Raw genomic sequence first — 15739 nt, forward strand, 5'->3', positions numbered from 1 at the left:
GCTGTTGGAGAGACATAAAAAATCCGATGCCAGAGACCTGGCATCGGATTTTCGGGGAAGCCCCGCCGGGGCTCAAATGCTTAAGTGAACAGCATTAGGGTGAAGACCCGGCTTTTCGTTTTCTCAAGGATCAGGCTGCTTGCATCTGTTCCTGGCGCAGCGCCCGGTTCAGGGCGCTGAACAGTGCGCGGAAGCTGGCGGTGGTCAGGTTTTCGTCGATGCCGATGCCATGCAGCGCCCGGCCGCCATTGACGCGTAGTTCGATGTAGGCCGCTGCCTTGGCATTGGTGCCGGCACCGATGGCGTGTTCGGAGTAGTCCATGATTTCCACGGAAACCGGCAGGCCGGCTACCAGGGCTTCCAGCGGCCCCTTGCCGATGCCGCGCCAGTGTTGGGTTTCGCCGTTGACCTGGACTTCCACGTCCACGGCGCTGGTGCCGTTTTCCTCCTGCAGACGATGCCCTTTCAGCGCAAAGGGTACGTTGGCTTGCAGGTATTCGGTGTCCAGCAGTGTGTGGATCTGTTGGGCAGTCATTTCCAGGCCCAGGCGGTCGGTTTCCTTCTGCACCACTTGGCTGAACTCGATCTGCAGGCGGCGCGGCAGGCTGATGCCGTACTCCTGCTCCAGCAGGTAGGTGATGCCGCCCTTGCCGGATTGGCTATTCACCCGGATCACGGCCTCGTAGCTACGACCGATGTCGGCCGGGTCGATGGGCAGGTAGGGGACTTCCCAGAGCGCATCTTCCTGCTGCTGGGCGAAGCCTTTGCGGATAGCGTCCTGGTGCGAGCCGGAAAACGCGGTATGTACCAGATCGCCCACATAGGGATGACGCGGATGCACCGGAATCTGGTTGCATTCCTCGACCACCTTGCGCACCGCATCGATGTCGGAGAAATCGAGCCCCGGATGGATGCCCTGGGTGTAGAGGTTCAGCGCCAGGTTCACCAGGTCGACGTTGCCGGTACGCTCGCCGTTGCCGAACAGGCAGCCTTCGACGCGGTCGGCGCCGGCCAGCAGGCCCAGTTCGCTGGCGGCTACGCCGGTGCCACGATCGTTATGAGTATGCAGGCTGACGATCACCGAATCGCGACGGCTGATATGGCGGCAGAACCACTCGATCTGGTCGGCATAGACGTTCGGCGTGGCCACTTCTACCGTGGCCGGCAGGTTGAGGATGGCCTTGTTGTCCGGCATCGGTTGCCAAACGTCCAGCACCGCATCGCAGACCTCCACGGCGAATTCCAGCTCGGTGGAGGTGAAGATTTCCGGCGAGTACTGGAAGGTCCACTGGGTTTCCGGCTGGCGGGCGGCCAGTTCCTTGATGAGGCGCGCGGCGTTCACCGCGATATTCACCACACCAGCCTTGTCCTGGTTGAAGACGATGCGGCGGAATGACGGCGCCGTTGCATTGTAGACATGGACGATGGCCTTCTTCGCCCCGACGAGCGACTCGAAGGTCCTGGTGATCAGGTCTTCGCGGGCCTGGGTCAGGACCTGGATGGTGGTGTCGTCCGGGATATGGCCACCCTCGATCAACTCGCGGACGAAGTCGAAATCGGTCTGCGAGGCCGAGGGGAAACCCACCTCGATCTGCTTGATGCCGACCTGCACCAGAGTCTTGAAGAAGCGCATCTTCTTCTCCGCGTCCATCGGCTCGATCAGCGACTGGTTACCGTCACGCAGGTCGGAGCTACACCAGATCGGCACCTCGGTGATGGTCTTCGACGGCCAAGTACGGTCCGGCAGGTTGATGGGAGCGAAAGCGCGGTATTTCTTCGACGGGTCTTTGAGCATGGGCATGGCGAAATCCTTGTGTCGTGGCCATGGGAGGCCGGGGCCAACGGTGTGCGTTCGGGGAGGGCGGATTTCAGCCACGCAGTCGCGGGCTGACCAGGCGCAGGCAGGCGTGTTGGCGAAGCAGGATGAGCGTGTGGGAGATGTTCATGCTTCCGACCTTAAGAAGCTTGGCGGTGGATGGCAAGCTTCTTTTGAAAATTGGTAGGAATCATCTTCTTTAGCGATTTTCCGCTATTTATTTTTGAAAGAGCTGCCGCCGCAGAGGCTTGATTGCGGCGGTCGTTCGACTCGTTTACATGTCGGTCAGGGCTTGAACGCACCGATGAAGATCGCCGGGTCCACGCGGGCGTCGTTGAGGCTGACATTCCAGTGCAGATGGGGCCCTGTGGCACGGCCAGTGGCGCCGACCCGGCCCAGCACGCCGCCGCGGGGCAACTCCTGGCCAACGGTGACGTCGATCCGGGACAGGTGGCAGAACATGCTGATCAGACCCTGGCCGTGGTCGACGAACACGGTCTTGCCATTAAAGAAATAGTCGCCCACCAGAATCACCCGACCCGCCGCCGGCGCCTTGACCGGCGTACCGGCCGGGACGGCGAAATCCAGCCCGGAATGCGGGTTGCGTTCCTGATCGTTGAAGAAGCGGCGCAGGCCGAAGGGGCTGGATAGCGGCCCGCCGACGGGTTTGTCGAACAGCAGGTTGCTTGGCTGGCGCGGGCTGAATTGCTGGTAGGCGCGGGTCTGCTCCGCCAGCTCGCGCTCGATGCGTTTCAGATTGGTCGGGCTGGGGCTGACTTGTTCCTGATTCTTCAGGGTGATGCGCTGTTCGCGGTAATGCTTGCCGGCGACGACGAAGGGCCAGCGCTGGCCGCCGCTCTCGATGTATTGCTTGCCGGGTTTGACCGTGAGCGGAATACCGACGATAGCGATCCACCGAGCACCGTCTTCTTTCACCACCAGTACCGGCTTGCCCTGGTAGCGGGCTTGGGGTGCCTGTTCGCCCTGGCCGAGATCGACCACCGCCACGCCCCCCGGCACCGGCTTGTTCAATAGCCGGGTGATGAAGCCCTCGGCATGGACAGGAAGGGCAAGGAGCAGGGCGAGGAAGCTGAACAGCAGGCGCGGCATGGTCGGGCTCGAATCGAAATCGGGGCGCCTATGCTGGCGGAAACGCGCCGGAGGGGAAAGCGCTCACGTGGGATCGATGGTCTGCTCGGCCAGTTGACGATGCCAGAGGCTTTCCAGGCTGTGGACCTGGGTGGGGCCGTAAAGAGCCGCCTGCGCTCCGCTGTGCCGCGCCCACAGCTGATCGCCGAAATCGTAGTGCCACCACTCGCTGGGCAGGTTGCTGAAGCCGGCCTCGATCATGACGTTGTAGAGCCAGCGTCGATGTCGGCGCACCTGCTCCTGCTCGGCAGTGGGCTGTTCCAGTTGCTCGAAGGCAGTGGTGGATGAGCGCGGGCTGGCTTCGTCGAATCCGGTCCCCATGTCCAGCCAGCGGCCGTGGCGGTCGCAGAGGGTGACGTCCACCGCGCCGCCAGTGAGATGAGGGCTGGGGGCGTTGCGGCTGTTGTCGGGCGGCGAGACGAACTGGCGGGTCAACTGTTGTCGACGCCTGTCGTCAAGCTGCGGATAGCGTGCGGTAACGGCATCCAGCAGGCTCTCGTAGAGGTATTGCTGCACCGCGAAGGGCCGCCAGCCATCCAGCACGACCAGACGCACATCTTCCGGCAGCAGGCGTGCTGCAGCGAGCAGGCGCTCGAACACGCCGAGGCGGCCATGGCATTCCGGCAGGGCGTTGCGGATGCCCTGCTTGTAATAGGCCGGATAGACCAGGAAATCCTGCGCCAGGCCGAAGGCCATCATGGGTTCGCCGCACTCGGCGATGGGAATGGCGGCGATGGCATCCCAGTCGGGATCGGCCTGGGGTGGGATGGGGCGTTCGAGGTTGGGCATGTTTTTCCTGAGGAAGTGCGTCAGTCCAGCAGCGACAGGGTGACGGGCGCCAAGTGGTTGTCCTCTATCCGTACCTCCAGCTCGCCCTCGGCCAGACGGGCGCTGAGGCGTTGGCCGACATGGGTCTGGCCGGCGCGGCGAACGGCGCGACCGTGCTCGTCGAGGAGGATCGCGTAGCCACGGCCGAGAGTCGCCAGCGGGCTGACGATGTTCAGGGTCTGCGCTACGCCCTGCAGGCGCTGGCGGCGTTCGCGGAGAATCTCGCGCATCGCCTTGGGCAGGCAACTGGACAGATGATCGAGGCGCTGGCGCAGCAGCTTCAACTGACGCCCAGGGTGCTGGGCAGCGAGGCGGGTATCCAGGCGCGCCAAGTGTTCGTGGGCAGCGCACAGTTTGCGGTCGATGGCCCGCGCCAGGCGCTGTTCGAGATCGTCCACTCGCTGCGACTGCTGCAGCAGGCGTTCGCCCGGGTGGCGCAGGCGCCGGGTCAGGCCCTCCAGACGCAAGGCTTCGTGTTGCAAGCGTTGGCGGGTACAGTGCAGCAGGCGGCGGCGCAGGGCTTCCAGGCGCTGTTGCAGGTCGCCGGCATGCGGGGCCAGCAGCTCGGCGGCGGCCGAGGGGGTGGGGGCGCGCACATCGGCGACGAAATCGGCGATGGACACGTCCGTTTCGTGTCCCACGGCACTAACGATGGGCGTGACGCAGGCATCGATGGCGCGGGCCACGGCCTCTTCGTTGAAGCACCAGAGGTCCTCCAGCGAGCCGCCACCTCGGGCCAGGATCAGCGCATCGAAGTCTTGGGCGTCGGCCAGGCGCAGGGCGCGGACGATCTGCGCGGTGGCCTCGCGGCCTTGTACGGCGGTGGGGATCAGAGTCAGTTCCACCTGCGGCGCGCGGCGCCGGAATACGCTGATGATGTCGCGGATCACCGCACCTGTGGGCGAGCTGACGATGCCGATGCGACGCGGATGTGTCGGCAGCGGGACCTTGCGTTCCGCTGCGAACAGCCCTTCCTGGCCGAGCTTCTCCTTCAGCGCCTCGAAAGCCAGGCGCAAGGCGCCATCACCGGCCGGTTCGACGTTATCGAGGATCAGTTGGTAGTCGCCGCGCCCCTCGAACAGCGAGACTTTGCCGCGAACCCGTACCGCCAGCCCGTCGCGCAGCGCCTGGCGCACACGCAAGGCGTTCTGCCGGAACAGGGCGCAGCGCACCTGGGCCTGGCTGTCCTTGAGGGTGAAATACATATGGCCGGAGGCCGGGCGGGCGAGGTTGGATATCTCGCCTTCGACCCAGACCTGGGCGAATACGTCCTCCAGCAGCACACGGGCGCGGCCGTTGAGCTGGCTGACAGTGAGTACCTCGCGGTCGAGGCCGAGGCGTTCGAAAGGGTCCTTGAGCATGGGCGCGATGATAAGCGCTGGAGAGAAGGGGACCAAGCGACTCCGCTCAGTCCTGTTCCCTTGCGCTCCGCTTGCGGTAGTGGCGCTCGACCCGGGCGCGGTTGCCGCACGCCTCCGTACGGCACCAGCGGCGGCGCTGGGCCTTGGATTGATCGAGGAATAACCAAGTGCAGCGTGCGCATTCCTTCAATCGATGCAGTTGGCCGCTATGCAGCAAGGCCAATGCGTCGAGCGCGATGCGTGAGCACAGGTCCATGCCTTCCAGACGCATCGACGCCGGGTCGCTGGCACTCAGCTCGCTATGCGCGACGGCGTCGGCCAGCTCTTTGCGGAGCTGGAACCAGGCGCCGGCATCGGGGGTATGCCGAGCCAGCCCACTGAAGAACGAGTAAAGCTGCTCACGTAGCAAAATGGCCCTGGGGAGGGCATCCGCGCCGAGTTGCACCCGGTCATCCGGCCTGGCCATCCCACTGCATTGCGCCCAGGTCAGTAACGACTGTTCATCCACCAGACGTTCCCGGATGCGGTTCTTGTCGGTATCGCCCACTGTGTTGATGAAATCGAGGCAGGGACTGCCCGCAATGAAGTCCTGTTCGCTCCACAGGTGTAATGCCATGGTCTGTACCTTCTAATTATATAAATGCCCTTTACAAATTAGATTTCGTGTTCTTCTTTGTCTAATGGGTGTTTGCGCTCTGGAGGGTTAATAACATGAGGGAGTCCATCTTCGAGTTCGAGGGGCGAGAGGTCTACACCGAGATGTATGGCGAAGGGCCGCCGCTGGTGGCAATCCACGGCACACCGTTTTCGTCTCGGGTTTGGCGGCGTGTGGTTCCGTACTTTCAGAAGCGGAGGCGGATTTATCTCTTCGATCTGCTGGGCTATGGGCGCTCCGCCATGCAGCCCGATGCCGACGTGTCCTTGGGGGTGCAGAACCGCCTGCTGGCCGCATTGTTCGAGCACTGGGAACTGCACGAGCCGGACGTACTGGCACATGACTTCGGCGGTGCGACCGCGCTGCGTGGGCATCTGTTGGACGGACTGGGCTATCGCAGCTTGACGCTGGTGGACCCGGTGGCGTTGTCGCCCTGGGGGTCGCCTTTCGTCCAGCATGTCAGACGACATGAAGCTGCTTTCGCGGAGCTTCCGTCGTATATCCACGAGGCGATTATCGAGGCGTACCTGCAAGGCGCGGCGTGGCGTGAACTGACTGAGGACGCGCGGTGCTGCTACCTCGGACCGTGGCTGGGAGATGGGCAAGCCGCCTTCTACCGACAGATCGCCCAGATGGATCAACGCTATACGGACGAGATTCGGCCCTTATTGGGAACTGTCCGCTGCCCGGTGACGATTCTCTGGGGGGAACGGGACCACTGGATTCCCATCGAGCATGGGCATGCGCTGCATGGCCTGATCCCCGGATCGGTCTTCATCCCGGTTGCCGAGGCCGGTCATCTGGTTCAAGAGGATGCGCCCGAAGCCATCGTCGCCGCCCTGGCACAGGTGCTGACGGATGTTTAAAAATGGCCGTCCCTGGCCCGATGCAACTTAGAACTCGATGCTGGCGGAGAGCCGGGCTTCGCGCGGTTCGCCGACGTTTACCCGGAGGTTGCCGCCGCTGGAGGGGTAGTACTCTTCGTTGAACAGGTTGTTCAGATTCAGTTGCAGACGCGTCTTGTGTCCGACCAACCGGCTGTCCCAGGCGACGAAGGCGTCGGCTACGGTGTAGCTGTCCAGCCAGAAGCTGTTGGCGTTGTCGCCGGGGCGCTCGCCGACGTAGCGAGCGCCGCCGCCGATACGCCATTGGCCCAAGTCCGACGGTAGCGCCAGGCGGTGGGTGAGGTAGAGGCTGCCGATATTGCGGGCCGCGTTGACGAGCTGATTGCCTTCGTTTTCCGGATGTTTGCGGATTTCCGTATCTGTGTAGGCGTAGGTGCCGATCAGTTCCCAGCGTTCGCCGAGGCGGCCGGTCACGTCCAGCTCCACGCCACGCGAGCCCACTTCGCCGGAGAGTTCGGCATGGTCTCCGAAATCCGATACCACGTTCTCCTTCAGGATGTCGAACACCGCCAGGGTCGCGCCCAGCCCTTGTGGCAGGTCGAGCTTGAGGCCGGCTTCGTAGCTGCGACCTTCTTCGGGATCGAAGGCCTGCCCGGTGTAGCTGTCCGCATTGTTGGGGACGAACGAGCGGCTGTAGTTGCCGTACAGGGACAGGTTCGGCGTCACCTGATAGACCAGTCCGGCGAAGGGCAGGAAGGTTTCGCCGTTGCTGTCGGTGGACGGGATTTCCGTCACCCGGCCCTGGCTGACGTACTGGTCGTAGTGCTGGTAGCGACCGCCGAGCACCAGAATCCAGCGGTCGTCCAGGTGCCAGTTGTCCTTGGCATACAGCGATTGAGAATGCAGTTCGTCGCGTCGGTCGCTCTGCGCCAGGTTGAGCACCGAGGGTTCCGGCAAGTTGCCGTAGACCGGGTCGTAGATATTGAAACCGCCGGTGCGGGCGCCGCGCCAGGTATCGCCGCGGAAGTTGTCGACCCGCTCCTGATCGACGCCGATCAACAGATCGTGACGTTGGCCCAGCAGCTCGGCCTGGCCGATCCAGTCCCAGGCCAGGGACTGGGTCTGGTTGTCGTGTTCGCTGCCATCGGCGCGGCGGCGCAGCGTGCCGTCGGCCAACAGGCTGTCCGGTCGGGCCTCGGCGTAGTCGTATCGCTCGCGGTTCCAGCCGTAGGTCAGGCGGCTCAGCCAGTCGGGGTTCAGTTGGTATTCGACGCGGGCGGTGAAGAGTTCGTCGGTACCTTCCGCCTTGGCCCAGGCCTCGCCGAAGCGGTCGTTGTACGAGACCTTGGCCGGCTTGCCGTCGACGATCACCGTGCCACGGTCCACTGGTGTCGAATATTCCTTGCGCTCGTAGGCCAACAGTACGCGGACGTCCTCGCCGGTCCAGCTCAGCGAGGGGGCGATCAGGGTGTGTTCGTCGGTACCGAAATTACGCCAGTAATCCTCATGCTGTCGCTCGGCGATCATACGGAAGGCCAGGCCGCTGTCCAGCAGCGGGCCGGTGACGTCGATACTGGCGCTGCCGCCGCCGAAGCTGCTGGTCTCGCCGGAAATCTCGCTGCGCCACTGGTATTCGGGGCGCTTGCTGATGACATTGATCAGCCCGCCGGGCTCGAGCGCTCCGTAGAGCAGCGAGGCCGGCCCCTTGAGTACTTCCACCCGCTCGGTGGTGGCGCTGAAATTGCGCGACAGACTGGAACGGATGCCGTCGCGCAGGATCGAGCCATCGGCATTGGTGCCGAAACCGCGCTTGATAAAGCCGTCCTGGGTGTTCGCCAGGGTGTTGCTTTGGGTGATGCCGCTGACGAACTTCATGGCATCGTCCAGCGAGCGGGCCTGGTAGTCTTCGAGCGTCTGCTCGGTGACCACCTGCACGGCCTGGGCCTCTTCCAGCAGCGGAATCTCGCTCTTGCTCGCAGTGCTGGCCGTGCTGGCGCGGTATCCATCGCTCTCGAGCCTGGCGGTGACGTCTTGGCTGGGCAGCTCGAGTTCCTCTGTCGTGGCGGCCAGTGCGGTCTGGTTGAGCAGCGCGAGGGCGAGCAAGGTCTTGCGCCAGCGGAGTTCGCGGCGACGGGGCGGGGAGAAGGGCATTGGTCAATCCGACTGCTTGTTGAGAACTATTATTGTATGAGAATCGGGTTGGATTGGGTATTGCCGCTGCGATGGCATCCGGCCCATAGTCCTGATTGAGCGGAAACGTCCAGCTAGGTATAATGGCGCGCTTCCATTTTCCCGCCTGGGAGCCCCCGCCATGCTGCGTATCAGTCAAGAAGCCCTGACCTTCGATGACGTTCTTCTGATTCCTGGATATTCCGAGGTCCTGCCCAAGGATGTCAGCCTCAAGACTCGCCTGACCCGTGGCATCGAGCTGAACATTCCCCTGGTGTCCGCTGCGATGGACACCGTGACCGAAGCCCGCCTCGCCATCGCGATGGCCCAGGAAGGCGGCATCGGCATCATCCACAAGAACATGACCATCGAGCAGCAAGCTGCCGAGGTGCGCAAGGTGAAGAAGTTCGAGGCCGGCGTGGTCAAGGACCCAATCACCATCGACGCCGACGCCACGGTACGCGACCTGTTCGATCTGACCCGCCAGCACAACATCTCCGGCGTACCGGTGCTGTCCAACGGTGACCTGGTCGGTATCGTGACTTCCCGCGACGTGCGTTTCGAGAATCGCCTGGACGCCAAAGTGAGCGAAGTGATGACGCCGAAAGAGCGTCTGGTCACCGTTCGCGAAGGCGCCGATAAAGAAGAAGTACGCGCCCTGCTGCACAAGCATCGCATCGAGAAAGTCCTGATCGTCGACGAGGCCTTCAACCTGAAAGGCATGATGACCGTGAAGGACATCGAGAAGGCCAAGGCCTATCCGCTGGCGAGCAAGGACGACCAGGGCCGCCTGCGTGTAGGCGCCGCCGTCGGCACCGGTGCCGATACCGGCGATCGCGTCGCCGCGCTGGTCAACGCCGGTGTCGACGTGATCATCGTCGACACCGCCCATGGCCACTCCAAGGGCGTGATCGACCGCGTGCGCTGGGTCAAGCAGACCTTCCCCGAAGTACAGGTGATCGGCGGCAACATCGCCACCGGCGAGGCGGCGAAGGCGCTGGCCGAGGCCGGCGCGGATGCGGTCAAGGTGGGTATCGGTCCCGGCTCCATCTGCACCACCCGTATCGTCGCCGGTGTCGGTGTGCCGCAGATTTCCGCCATCGCCAACGTGGCCGCGGCACTCCAGGGCACTGGTGTGCCGCTGATCGCCGATGGCGGCATCCGCTTCTCCGGCGATCTGTCCAAGGCCATCGTGGCTGGCGCTTCCTGCGTGATGATGGGTTCCATGTTCGCCGGTACCGAAGAGGCGCCGGGCGAGGTCGAGCTGTTCCAAGGGCGTTCCTACAAGGCCTATCGCGGCATGGGCTCGCTAGGAGCCATGGCGCAGAGTCAGGGTTCTTCCGACCGTTATTTCCAGGACTCTTCCGCTGGTGCCGAGAAGCTGGTGCCGGAAGGTATCGAAGGCCGCGTTCCCTACAAGGGGCCGCTGGCGGCGATCGTTCATCAACTGATGGGTGGCTTGCGCGCCTCCATGGGCTACACCGGCAGTGCGACTGTCGAAGAGATGCGCACCAAGCCGCAGTTCGTGCGCATTACCGGTGCCGGCATGGCCGAGTCCCACGTCCACGACGTGCAGATCACCAAAGAAGCACCGAACTACCGGGTGGGCTAAGCCCACGGCTTTAAGCTGCAAGCGGCAGGCCATAAGTCAACGCTGTCTGGCTGCCGCCCAGCTCCCAACAACTTGCAGCTCGCGGCTCGAAGTCTGCGGCTGCCTCGTAGAGGCACTCCATGGCCCATCCTGACATTCACGCCCACCGCATCCTGATTCTCGATTTCGGCTCCCAGTACACCCAGCTGATTGCCCGCCGTGTGCGCGAGATCGGCGTGTACTGCGAGCTGCATCCGTTCGACATGAGCAACGAGGACATCCGGGCCTTCGCGCCGAAGGGGATCATCCTCGCCGGCGGGCCCGAGTCGGTGCATCAGGCCGACAGCCCGCGCGCACCTCAGGCGGTCTTCGAACTCGGCGTGCCACTGCTCGGTATCTGCTACGGCATGCAAACCATGGCCGAGCAGCTCGGCGGCAAGGTCGAGGGCTCCGAGCTCCGTGAGTTCGGCTATGCCCGCGTCGACGTGGTCGGCAAGTCGAGATTGCTCGATGGCATCGAAGATCATGTGGACGGTGATGGGGTCTTCGGCCTGGACGTATGGATGAGCCATGGCGACAAGGTCACCGAGATTCCCGCCGGCTTCCATATCCTGGCCAGCACACCCAGCTGCGCTATCGCCGCCATGGCCGACGACAAGCGCGGCTACTACGGCGTGCAATTCCACCCGGAAGTGACTCACACCAAGCAGGGCGGCCGCATCCTGTCGCGGTTCATCCTGGAAATCTGCGGCTGCGAAGCCCTATGGACCCCGTCCAACATCGTCGAAGACGCCGTTGCCCAGGTGCGTGCCCAGGTCGGCAGCGCCAACGTGCTGCTCGGTCTGTCCGGCGGTGTCGATTCCTCCGTGGTTGCCGCCCTGTTGCACAAGGCGATCGGCGACCAGTTGACCTGCGTGTTCGTCGACAACGGCCTGCTGCGTCTACACGAAGGCGACCAGGTCATGGCCATGTTCGCCGAGAACATGGGCGTGAAGGTGATTCGCGCGGACGCCGAGGCCCAGTTCCTCGCCAACCTCGAAGGCGAGGCTGACCCGGAGAAGAAGCGCAAGATCATCGGCCGCACCTTCATCGATGTGTTCGATGCCGAGGCGGCGAAGCTGCACAACATCAAGTTCCTCGCCCAAGGCACTATCTACCCGGACGTGATCGAGTCTGCCGGCGCCAAGACCGGCAAGGCCCACGTGATCAAGTCGCACCATAACGTCGGCGGCCTGCCCGAGGAGATGAACCTCAAGCTGGTCGAGCCGCTCCGCGAGCTGTTCAAGGACGAGGTGCGCAAGATCGGCCTGGAGCTGGGACTGCCCTACGACATGGTCTACCGTCACCCATTCCCGGGCCCGGGCCTCGGGGTGCGCATCCTTGGCGAGGTGAAGAAGGAATACGCCGACCTGCTGCGTCGCGCCGACCATATCTTCATCGAAGAGCTGCGCAAGGCCGACTGGTACCACAAGGTCAGTCAGGCCTTCGTAGTGTTCCAGCCGGTGAAGTCGGTCGGGGTGGTCGGCGACGGTCGCCGCTACGCCTGGGTCGTGGCGCTGCGTGCTGTGGAAACCATCGACTTCATGACCGCGCGCTGGGCGCACCTGCCCTACGAGCTGCTGGAGACCGTTTCCAACCGCATCATCAATGAGATCGAAGGCATCTCCCGCGTCACTTACGACGTATCGAGCAAGCCGCCGGCGACCATCGAGTGGGAATGAGGGCATGCCGGCGTGGTCGAAACGCCGGTAGGCTCCGCGAACGCCGCCATGCCTCAGGGCATGGCGGCGTTTTTCTTTTGACCGCTCCTGCTTCAGGAAACCGCCTTGTTCATGGTCGAGGCTGGCTTCGTGGTGCGGATAATGTTGGAATGGGAATGATTCAGCGCAATGAGGGCAGCTTCGGCTGCCCTTATGCTATGACTCGACCGGGTACGCACAGGGCGATCCGGCAGTGATCCCGGTTGATGAGAGAACGATGTCCTTCACCCGCAGACAAATTCTCGCTGGCCTGGCCGGCCTTGGTGTGGTTGGCCTTGGTGCCGGTGGCGCGCGTTACTGGCTGGGGCGTCCGTTGGACGCCGAAACCCATGACTACGAACTGATTGCCGCCCCCCTCGACGTCGAACTGGTGCCGGGTCACAAGACCCCGGCCTGGGCCTACGGCGGCCGGGCGCCCGGCCTTGAACTGCGAGCCCGCCAGGGTGATTGGCTGCGGGTGCGCTTCATCAATCGGCTGGAGGTTCCGACCACCATCCATTGGCATGGCATCCGCCTGCCGCTGGAAATGGACGGCGTGCCCTACGTGTCGCAATTGCCGGTGCTGCCGGGCGAGTACTTCGATTACCGCTTCCGAGTGCCGGATGCTGGCAGCTACTGGTATCACCCACATGTATCCAGCGGCGAACAGCTCGGGCGCGGGCTGGTCGGTCCGCTGATCATTGAGGAGCGCGAGCCGACGGGTTTCCGTCATGAACGGACGTTGAGCCTGAAGAGCTGGCATGTCGACGAGCAGGGTGCTTTCACCGATTTCAGTGTGTCTCGTGAGGCTGCCCGAGGCGGTACGCCAGGGCGGTTGAGCACGATCAACGGTGTGCATGCGCCGGTGCTGGATTTGCCGGCGGGCCAGATTGTTCGACTACGTCTGTTGAATCTGGATAACACGCTCACCTATCGCCTCAACCTGCCGGGTGCCGAGGTGCGGATCTACGCGCTGGACGGTAATCCGATCGCGCCGCGCCCCCTGGGCAAGGATTACTGGCTGGGGCCGGGCATGCGCATCGACCTGGCGCTGCGGGTGCCGGCCGAGGGGGTGGAACTGCCGCTGCGCAACGGGCCGCTGCGGCTGGCGACCCTGCGCGCCCGGGCAAGCACGGAAGTGCCGGGCGACTGGCCGCCGGCGCTACCGGCCAATCCGGTGGCGGAGCCCGATCTCGCGTCGGCGGAAACCCTGCGGTTCAACTTCGAGTGGGTCGGTGCGGTCTCGGTGAACGTGGAGAACAGTGCGGCGCCCAGTTTCTGGCAGGTCAACGGGCAGGCCTGGGACATCAAGGACAAAACCTGTGCCGATCGGCCGATTGCCCGGCTGGAGCATGGCAAGAGCTATGTGTTCGAGCTGCGTAACATGACCCAGTACCAGCACCCGATCCACCTCCACGGGATGACTTTCAAGGTGCTGTCGTCGAACCGCCGTCGCATCCAGCCGTATTTCACCGATACCTTCCTGCTGGGCAAGAACGAGCGCGCTCGCGTTGCCTTGGTAGCGGATAATCCCGGCGTCTGGATGTTCCATTGCCATGTGGTCGATCACATGGAAACGGGACTGATGGCGGCCATCGAAGTCAGCTGAGTGACCATGAAGAAACCCTTGATCATCGACCGTAGCCAGGATGAGCGCTTCATGCGCGAAGCGCTGGAACTGGCGCGGCAGGGCGCGGCATTGGGCGAGGTTCCGGTCGGCGCCGTGCTGGTGCTGAATGGGGAAATCGTTGGGCGCGGCTTCAACTGCCCGATCTCTCGCCACGACCCCAGCGCCCATGCGGAAATGGTGGCGATCCGTACGGCTGCGGAAGCGCTGGCCAACTACCGCTTGCCCGGCAGCACGCTGTACGTGACCCTGGAGCCTTGCAGCATGTGCGCCGGGCTGATCGTCCATTCGCGTATCCAGCGCGTGGTCTATGGCGCCACCGAGCCCAAGGCCGGGGTGGTGGTCAGTCGTGGCCAGTTCTTCGCCCAGGAATTTCTCAACCATCGCGTCCTGATCGAGGGCGGGGTGCTGGCGGAGGAGTGTGGGGCGGTGCTCAGCGAGTTCTTCAAGGCTCGCCGGGGCAAGGGTTAGAAACGCTACAGCGGCGGCATATCCGAGCTGGGCTTGTTCTTCGAGACACCGGGGACGTGCAGGTCGCTTTCGGCGATCTGGCTGGATTCCAGTTGCGGCTGGGTCACCCAGGTGAGGATGTCGTAGTAGCGGCGCACGTTGGTCACGAAGTGCACGGTCTCGCCGCCACGGGCGTAGCCGTAGCGTGTCTTGCTGTACCACTGCTTCTGGCTCAGGCGCGGCAGCATCTTCTTTACGTCCAGCCACTTATTCGGGTCGAGACCCTCGGCTTCGGCCAGCTTGCGGGCGTCGCTCAGATGGGCGATGCCGATGTTATAGGCGGCGAGGGCGAACCAGGTACGGTCCGGCTCGGTCAGTTCCTCGGTCAGGCCCTTCTTGATCATCGTGAAATACTTGCTGCCGCCGTCGATGCTCTGTCGCGGGTCGAGGCGGTTGCTCACGCCCATCGCCTGGGCGGTGCCCTGGGTCAGCATCATCAGCCCGCGCACGCCGGTCTTGGAAGTGGCGTTGGGTTGCCAGAGGGATTCCTGGTAGCCGATCGCGGCCAGTAGACGCCAGTCGGCGTCGTAGGTCTGGGCGGCCTGGCGGAAATGCTGCTCGTAGCGGGGCAGGCGCTGTTGCAGGTGCTGGGCGAAGGTGTAGGCGCCGACGTAGCCGAGTACGTCCACATGCCCGTAGTAGCGTTCTGTCAGGCGCTGCAGGGTGCCGTTCTCCTTGGCTCGGTCGAGGAAGGCATCGACCTCTTTCAACAGGCTGTCGTCTTCCCCGGCGGCTACCGCCCAACGCAGGCTGCGCTCGTCGTCCAGGTCGAAGGCGACACGGACATTGGGGAAATATACCTGGTTCATAGCCAGTTCGTTGGAGTCCACCAGGGTCAGGTCGATCTGTCCCTCGTCGACCATGCGCAAGAGATCGACTACTTCCACCGCGTCCGACTCTTCATAGGTCAGCTCAGGCAATTCCGCTTTCAGCGCCGCCAGCTGCTCGGCGTGGCTGCTGCCCTTGAGAACCAGGATGCGCTTGCCGACCAGATCGGCCGGTCGGGTAGGGCGCCGCTGCCCCTGGCGATAGACCACCTGGGGAGTGACGTCGAGGTAAGGGTGGGAAAACCGTGCCTGGGTCTTGCGCCCTTCGCTGTCGACCAGGCCAGCGGCGATCAGCACTGGCCCGCCAGGGCGGCCGACACTGGCGAAAAGCTCGTCGAGATTATCCGCGGTCTCGATCTTCAACTCGACGCCCAAGTCCTCGGCGAAACGCTTGACCAACTCGTACTCGAAGCCGGTTTCGCCGTTGCGGTCCTGGAAGTAGGTGGCAGGGCTGTTGCGGGTGATCACGCGCAGAACACCCTCCTCCTTTACCTGTTCGAGGGTGCTGGGCGTCTTTTCGCAGCCACCGAACATCAGGAGGATTCCGGTCGCCAGCAGCCAGGTGGCGCAGCGCTTACGGAACGCAAAATGTGAAGACATCCGCGCAGTATACGCAAAGGGC

At 63.6% G+C, this 15739-nt stretch carries 12 protein-coding genes; 5 read left to right on the forward strand and 7 right to left on the reverse strand.

Annotated elements, in window-relative coordinates; translation table 11 throughout:
- Positions 1-130 precede the first annotated feature (130 nt).
- The 5 genes from leuA to BZL41_RS06630 form a co-directional block, all read right to left on the reverse strand.
- Positions 131-1801, reverse strand: coding sequence for a 2-isopropylmalate synthase (gene leuA, locus BZL41_RS06605; RefSeq protein ID WP_095598549.1), 1671 nt, complete (start codon positions 1799-1801; stop codon positions 131-133).
- 300 nt (positions 1802-2101) lie between these two features.
- Positions 2102-2926, reverse strand: a complete 825-nt coding sequence (locus BZL41_RS06615; RefSeq protein ID WP_095598551.1) for a peptidoglycan DD-metalloendopeptidase family protein — start codon at positions 2924-2926, stop codon at positions 2102-2104.
- Positions 2927-2989: 63 nt separating this feature from the next.
- Positions 2990-3754 (reverse strand): M15 family metallopeptidase, encoded by a 765-nt coding sequence (locus BZL41_RS06620; RefSeq protein ID WP_095598552.1) that lies wholly within the window; start codon positions 3752-3754, stop codon positions 2990-2992.
- A gap of 20 nt (positions 3755-3774) precedes the next feature.
- Entirely contained in the window at positions 3775-5154 is a 1380-nt protein-coding gene (xseA, locus tag BZL41_RS06625) for an exodeoxyribonuclease VII large subunit (protein WP_095598553.1), read from the reverse strand.
- Positions 5155-5200: 46 nt separating this feature from the next.
- The gene (locus BZL41_RS06630) at positions 5201-5770 is read right to left on the reverse strand and encodes a CGNR zinc finger domain-containing protein (protein ID WP_095598554.1); all 570 of its coding nucleotides are present in this window, start codon (positions 5768-5770) and stop codon (positions 5201-5203) included.
- A 95-nt stretch (positions 5771-5865) separates the two neighbouring features.
- Here BZL41_RS06630 and BZL41_RS06635 point away from each other — a divergent pair, with 95 nt between their 5' ends.
- A complete protein-coding gene (locus BZL41_RS06635; protein WP_095598555.1) occupies positions 5866-6675 on the forward strand; it encodes an alpha/beta fold hydrolase in 810 nt (269 codons plus the stop codon).
- Positions 6676-6702: 27 nt separating this feature from the next.
- Here BZL41_RS06635 and BZL41_RS06640 read toward each other — a convergent pair whose 3' ends face one another.
- Positions 6703-8805: a TonB-dependent siderophore receptor gene (locus BZL41_RS06640; RefSeq protein WP_095598556.1), complete on the reverse strand. Its 2103-nt coding sequence runs from the start codon at positions 8803-8805 to the stop codon at positions 6703-6705.
- 160 nt (positions 8806-8965) lie between these two features.
- Between BZL41_RS06640 and guaB the strand changes: the two genes are divergently transcribed.
- The 4 genes from guaB to tadA all read left to right on the forward strand — a co-directional run bounded on the left by guaB (position 8966) and on the right by tadA (position 14251).
- Positions 8966-10435, forward strand: coding sequence for an IMP dehydrogenase (gene guaB / locus BZL41_RS06645; protein WP_084335743.1), 1470 nt, complete (start codon positions 8966-8968; stop codon positions 10433-10435).
- A gap of 119 nt (positions 10436-10554) precedes the next feature.
- Positions 10555-12135 (forward strand): glutamine-hydrolyzing GMP synthase, encoded by a 1581-nt coding sequence (guaA, locus tag BZL41_RS06650; RefSeq protein WP_095598557.1) that lies wholly within the window; start codon positions 10555-10557, stop codon positions 12133-12135.
- Positions 12136-12391: 256 nt separating this feature from the next.
- A complete protein-coding gene (locus BZL41_RS06655) occupies positions 12392-13762 on the forward strand; it encodes a multicopper oxidase family protein (RefSeq protein WP_095598558.1) in 1371 nt (456 codons plus the stop codon).
- Between the two features lie 6 nt (positions 13763-13768).
- Positions 13769-14251, forward strand: coding sequence for a tRNA adenosine(34) deaminase TadA (gene tadA / locus BZL41_RS06660; RefSeq protein ID WP_095598589.1), 483 nt, complete (start codon positions 13769-13771; stop codon positions 14249-14251).
- Positions 14252-14256: 5 nt separating this feature from the next.
- Here tadA and mltF read toward each other — a convergent pair whose 3' ends face one another.
- Positions 14257-15717 (reverse strand): membrane-bound lytic murein transglycosylase MltF, encoded by a 1461-nt coding sequence (gene mltF, locus BZL41_RS06665; RefSeq protein ID WP_095598559.1) that lies wholly within the window; start codon positions 15715-15717, stop codon positions 14257-14259.
- Positions 15718-15739 lie beyond the last annotated feature (22 nt).

Origin of the sequence: Pseudomonas sp. PIC25, from assembly GCF_002286785.1 — a bacterium.
GTDB lineage: Bacteria > Pseudomonadota > Gammaproteobacteria > Pseudomonadales > Pseudomonadaceae > Pseudomonas_M.

What these genes read in the sequence shown, in the direction of transcription:
- leuA (WP_095598549.1), bottom strand. Translation starts at nt 1,801, where the DNA reads ATGCCCATGCTCAAAGACCCGTCGAAGAAATACCGCGCTTTCGCTCCC.
- BZL41_RS06615 (WP_095598551.1), bottom strand. Translation starts at nt 2,926, where the DNA reads ATGCCGCGCCTGCTGTTCAGCTTCCTCGCCCTGCTCCTTGCCCTTCCT.
- BZL41_RS06620 (WP_095598552.1), bottom strand. Translation starts at nt 3,754, where the DNA reads ATGCCCAACCTCGAACGCCCCATCCCACCCCAGGCCGATCCCGACTGG.
- xseA (WP_095598553.1), bottom strand. Translation starts at nt 5,154, where the DNA reads ATGCTCAAGGACCCTTTCGAACGCCTCGGCCTCGACCGCGAGGTACTC.
- BZL41_RS06630 (WP_095598554.1), bottom strand. Translation starts at nt 5,770, where the DNA reads ATGGCATTACACCTGTGGAGCGAACAGGACTTCATTGCGGGCAGTCCC.
- BZL41_RS06635 (WP_095598555.1), top strand. Translation starts at nt 5,866, where the DNA reads ATGAGGGAGTCCATCTTCGAGTTCGAGGGGCGAGAGGTCTACACCGAG.
- BZL41_RS06640 (WP_095598556.1), bottom strand. Translation starts at nt 8,805, where the DNA reads ATGCCCTTCTCCCCGCCCCGTCGCCGCGAACTCCGCTGGCGCAAGACC.
- guaB (WP_084335743.1), top strand. Translation starts at nt 8,966, where the DNA reads ATGCTGCGTATCAGTCAAGAAGCCCTGACCTTCGATGACGTTCTTCTG.
- guaA (WP_095598557.1), top strand. Translation starts at nt 10,555, where the DNA reads ATGGCCCATCCTGACATTCACGCCCACCGCATCCTGATTCTCGATTTC.
- BZL41_RS06655 (WP_095598558.1), top strand. Translation starts at nt 12,392, where the DNA reads ATGTCCTTCACCCGCAGACAAATTCTCGCTGGCCTGGCCGGCCTTGGT.
- tadA (WP_095598589.1), top strand. Translation starts at nt 13,769, where the DNA reads ATGAAGAAACCCTTGATCATCGACCGTAGCCAGGATGAGCGCTTCATG.
- mltF (WP_095598559.1), bottom strand. Translation starts at nt 15,717, where the DNA reads ATGTCTTCACATTTTGCGTTCCGTAAGCGCTGCGCCACCTGGCTGCTG.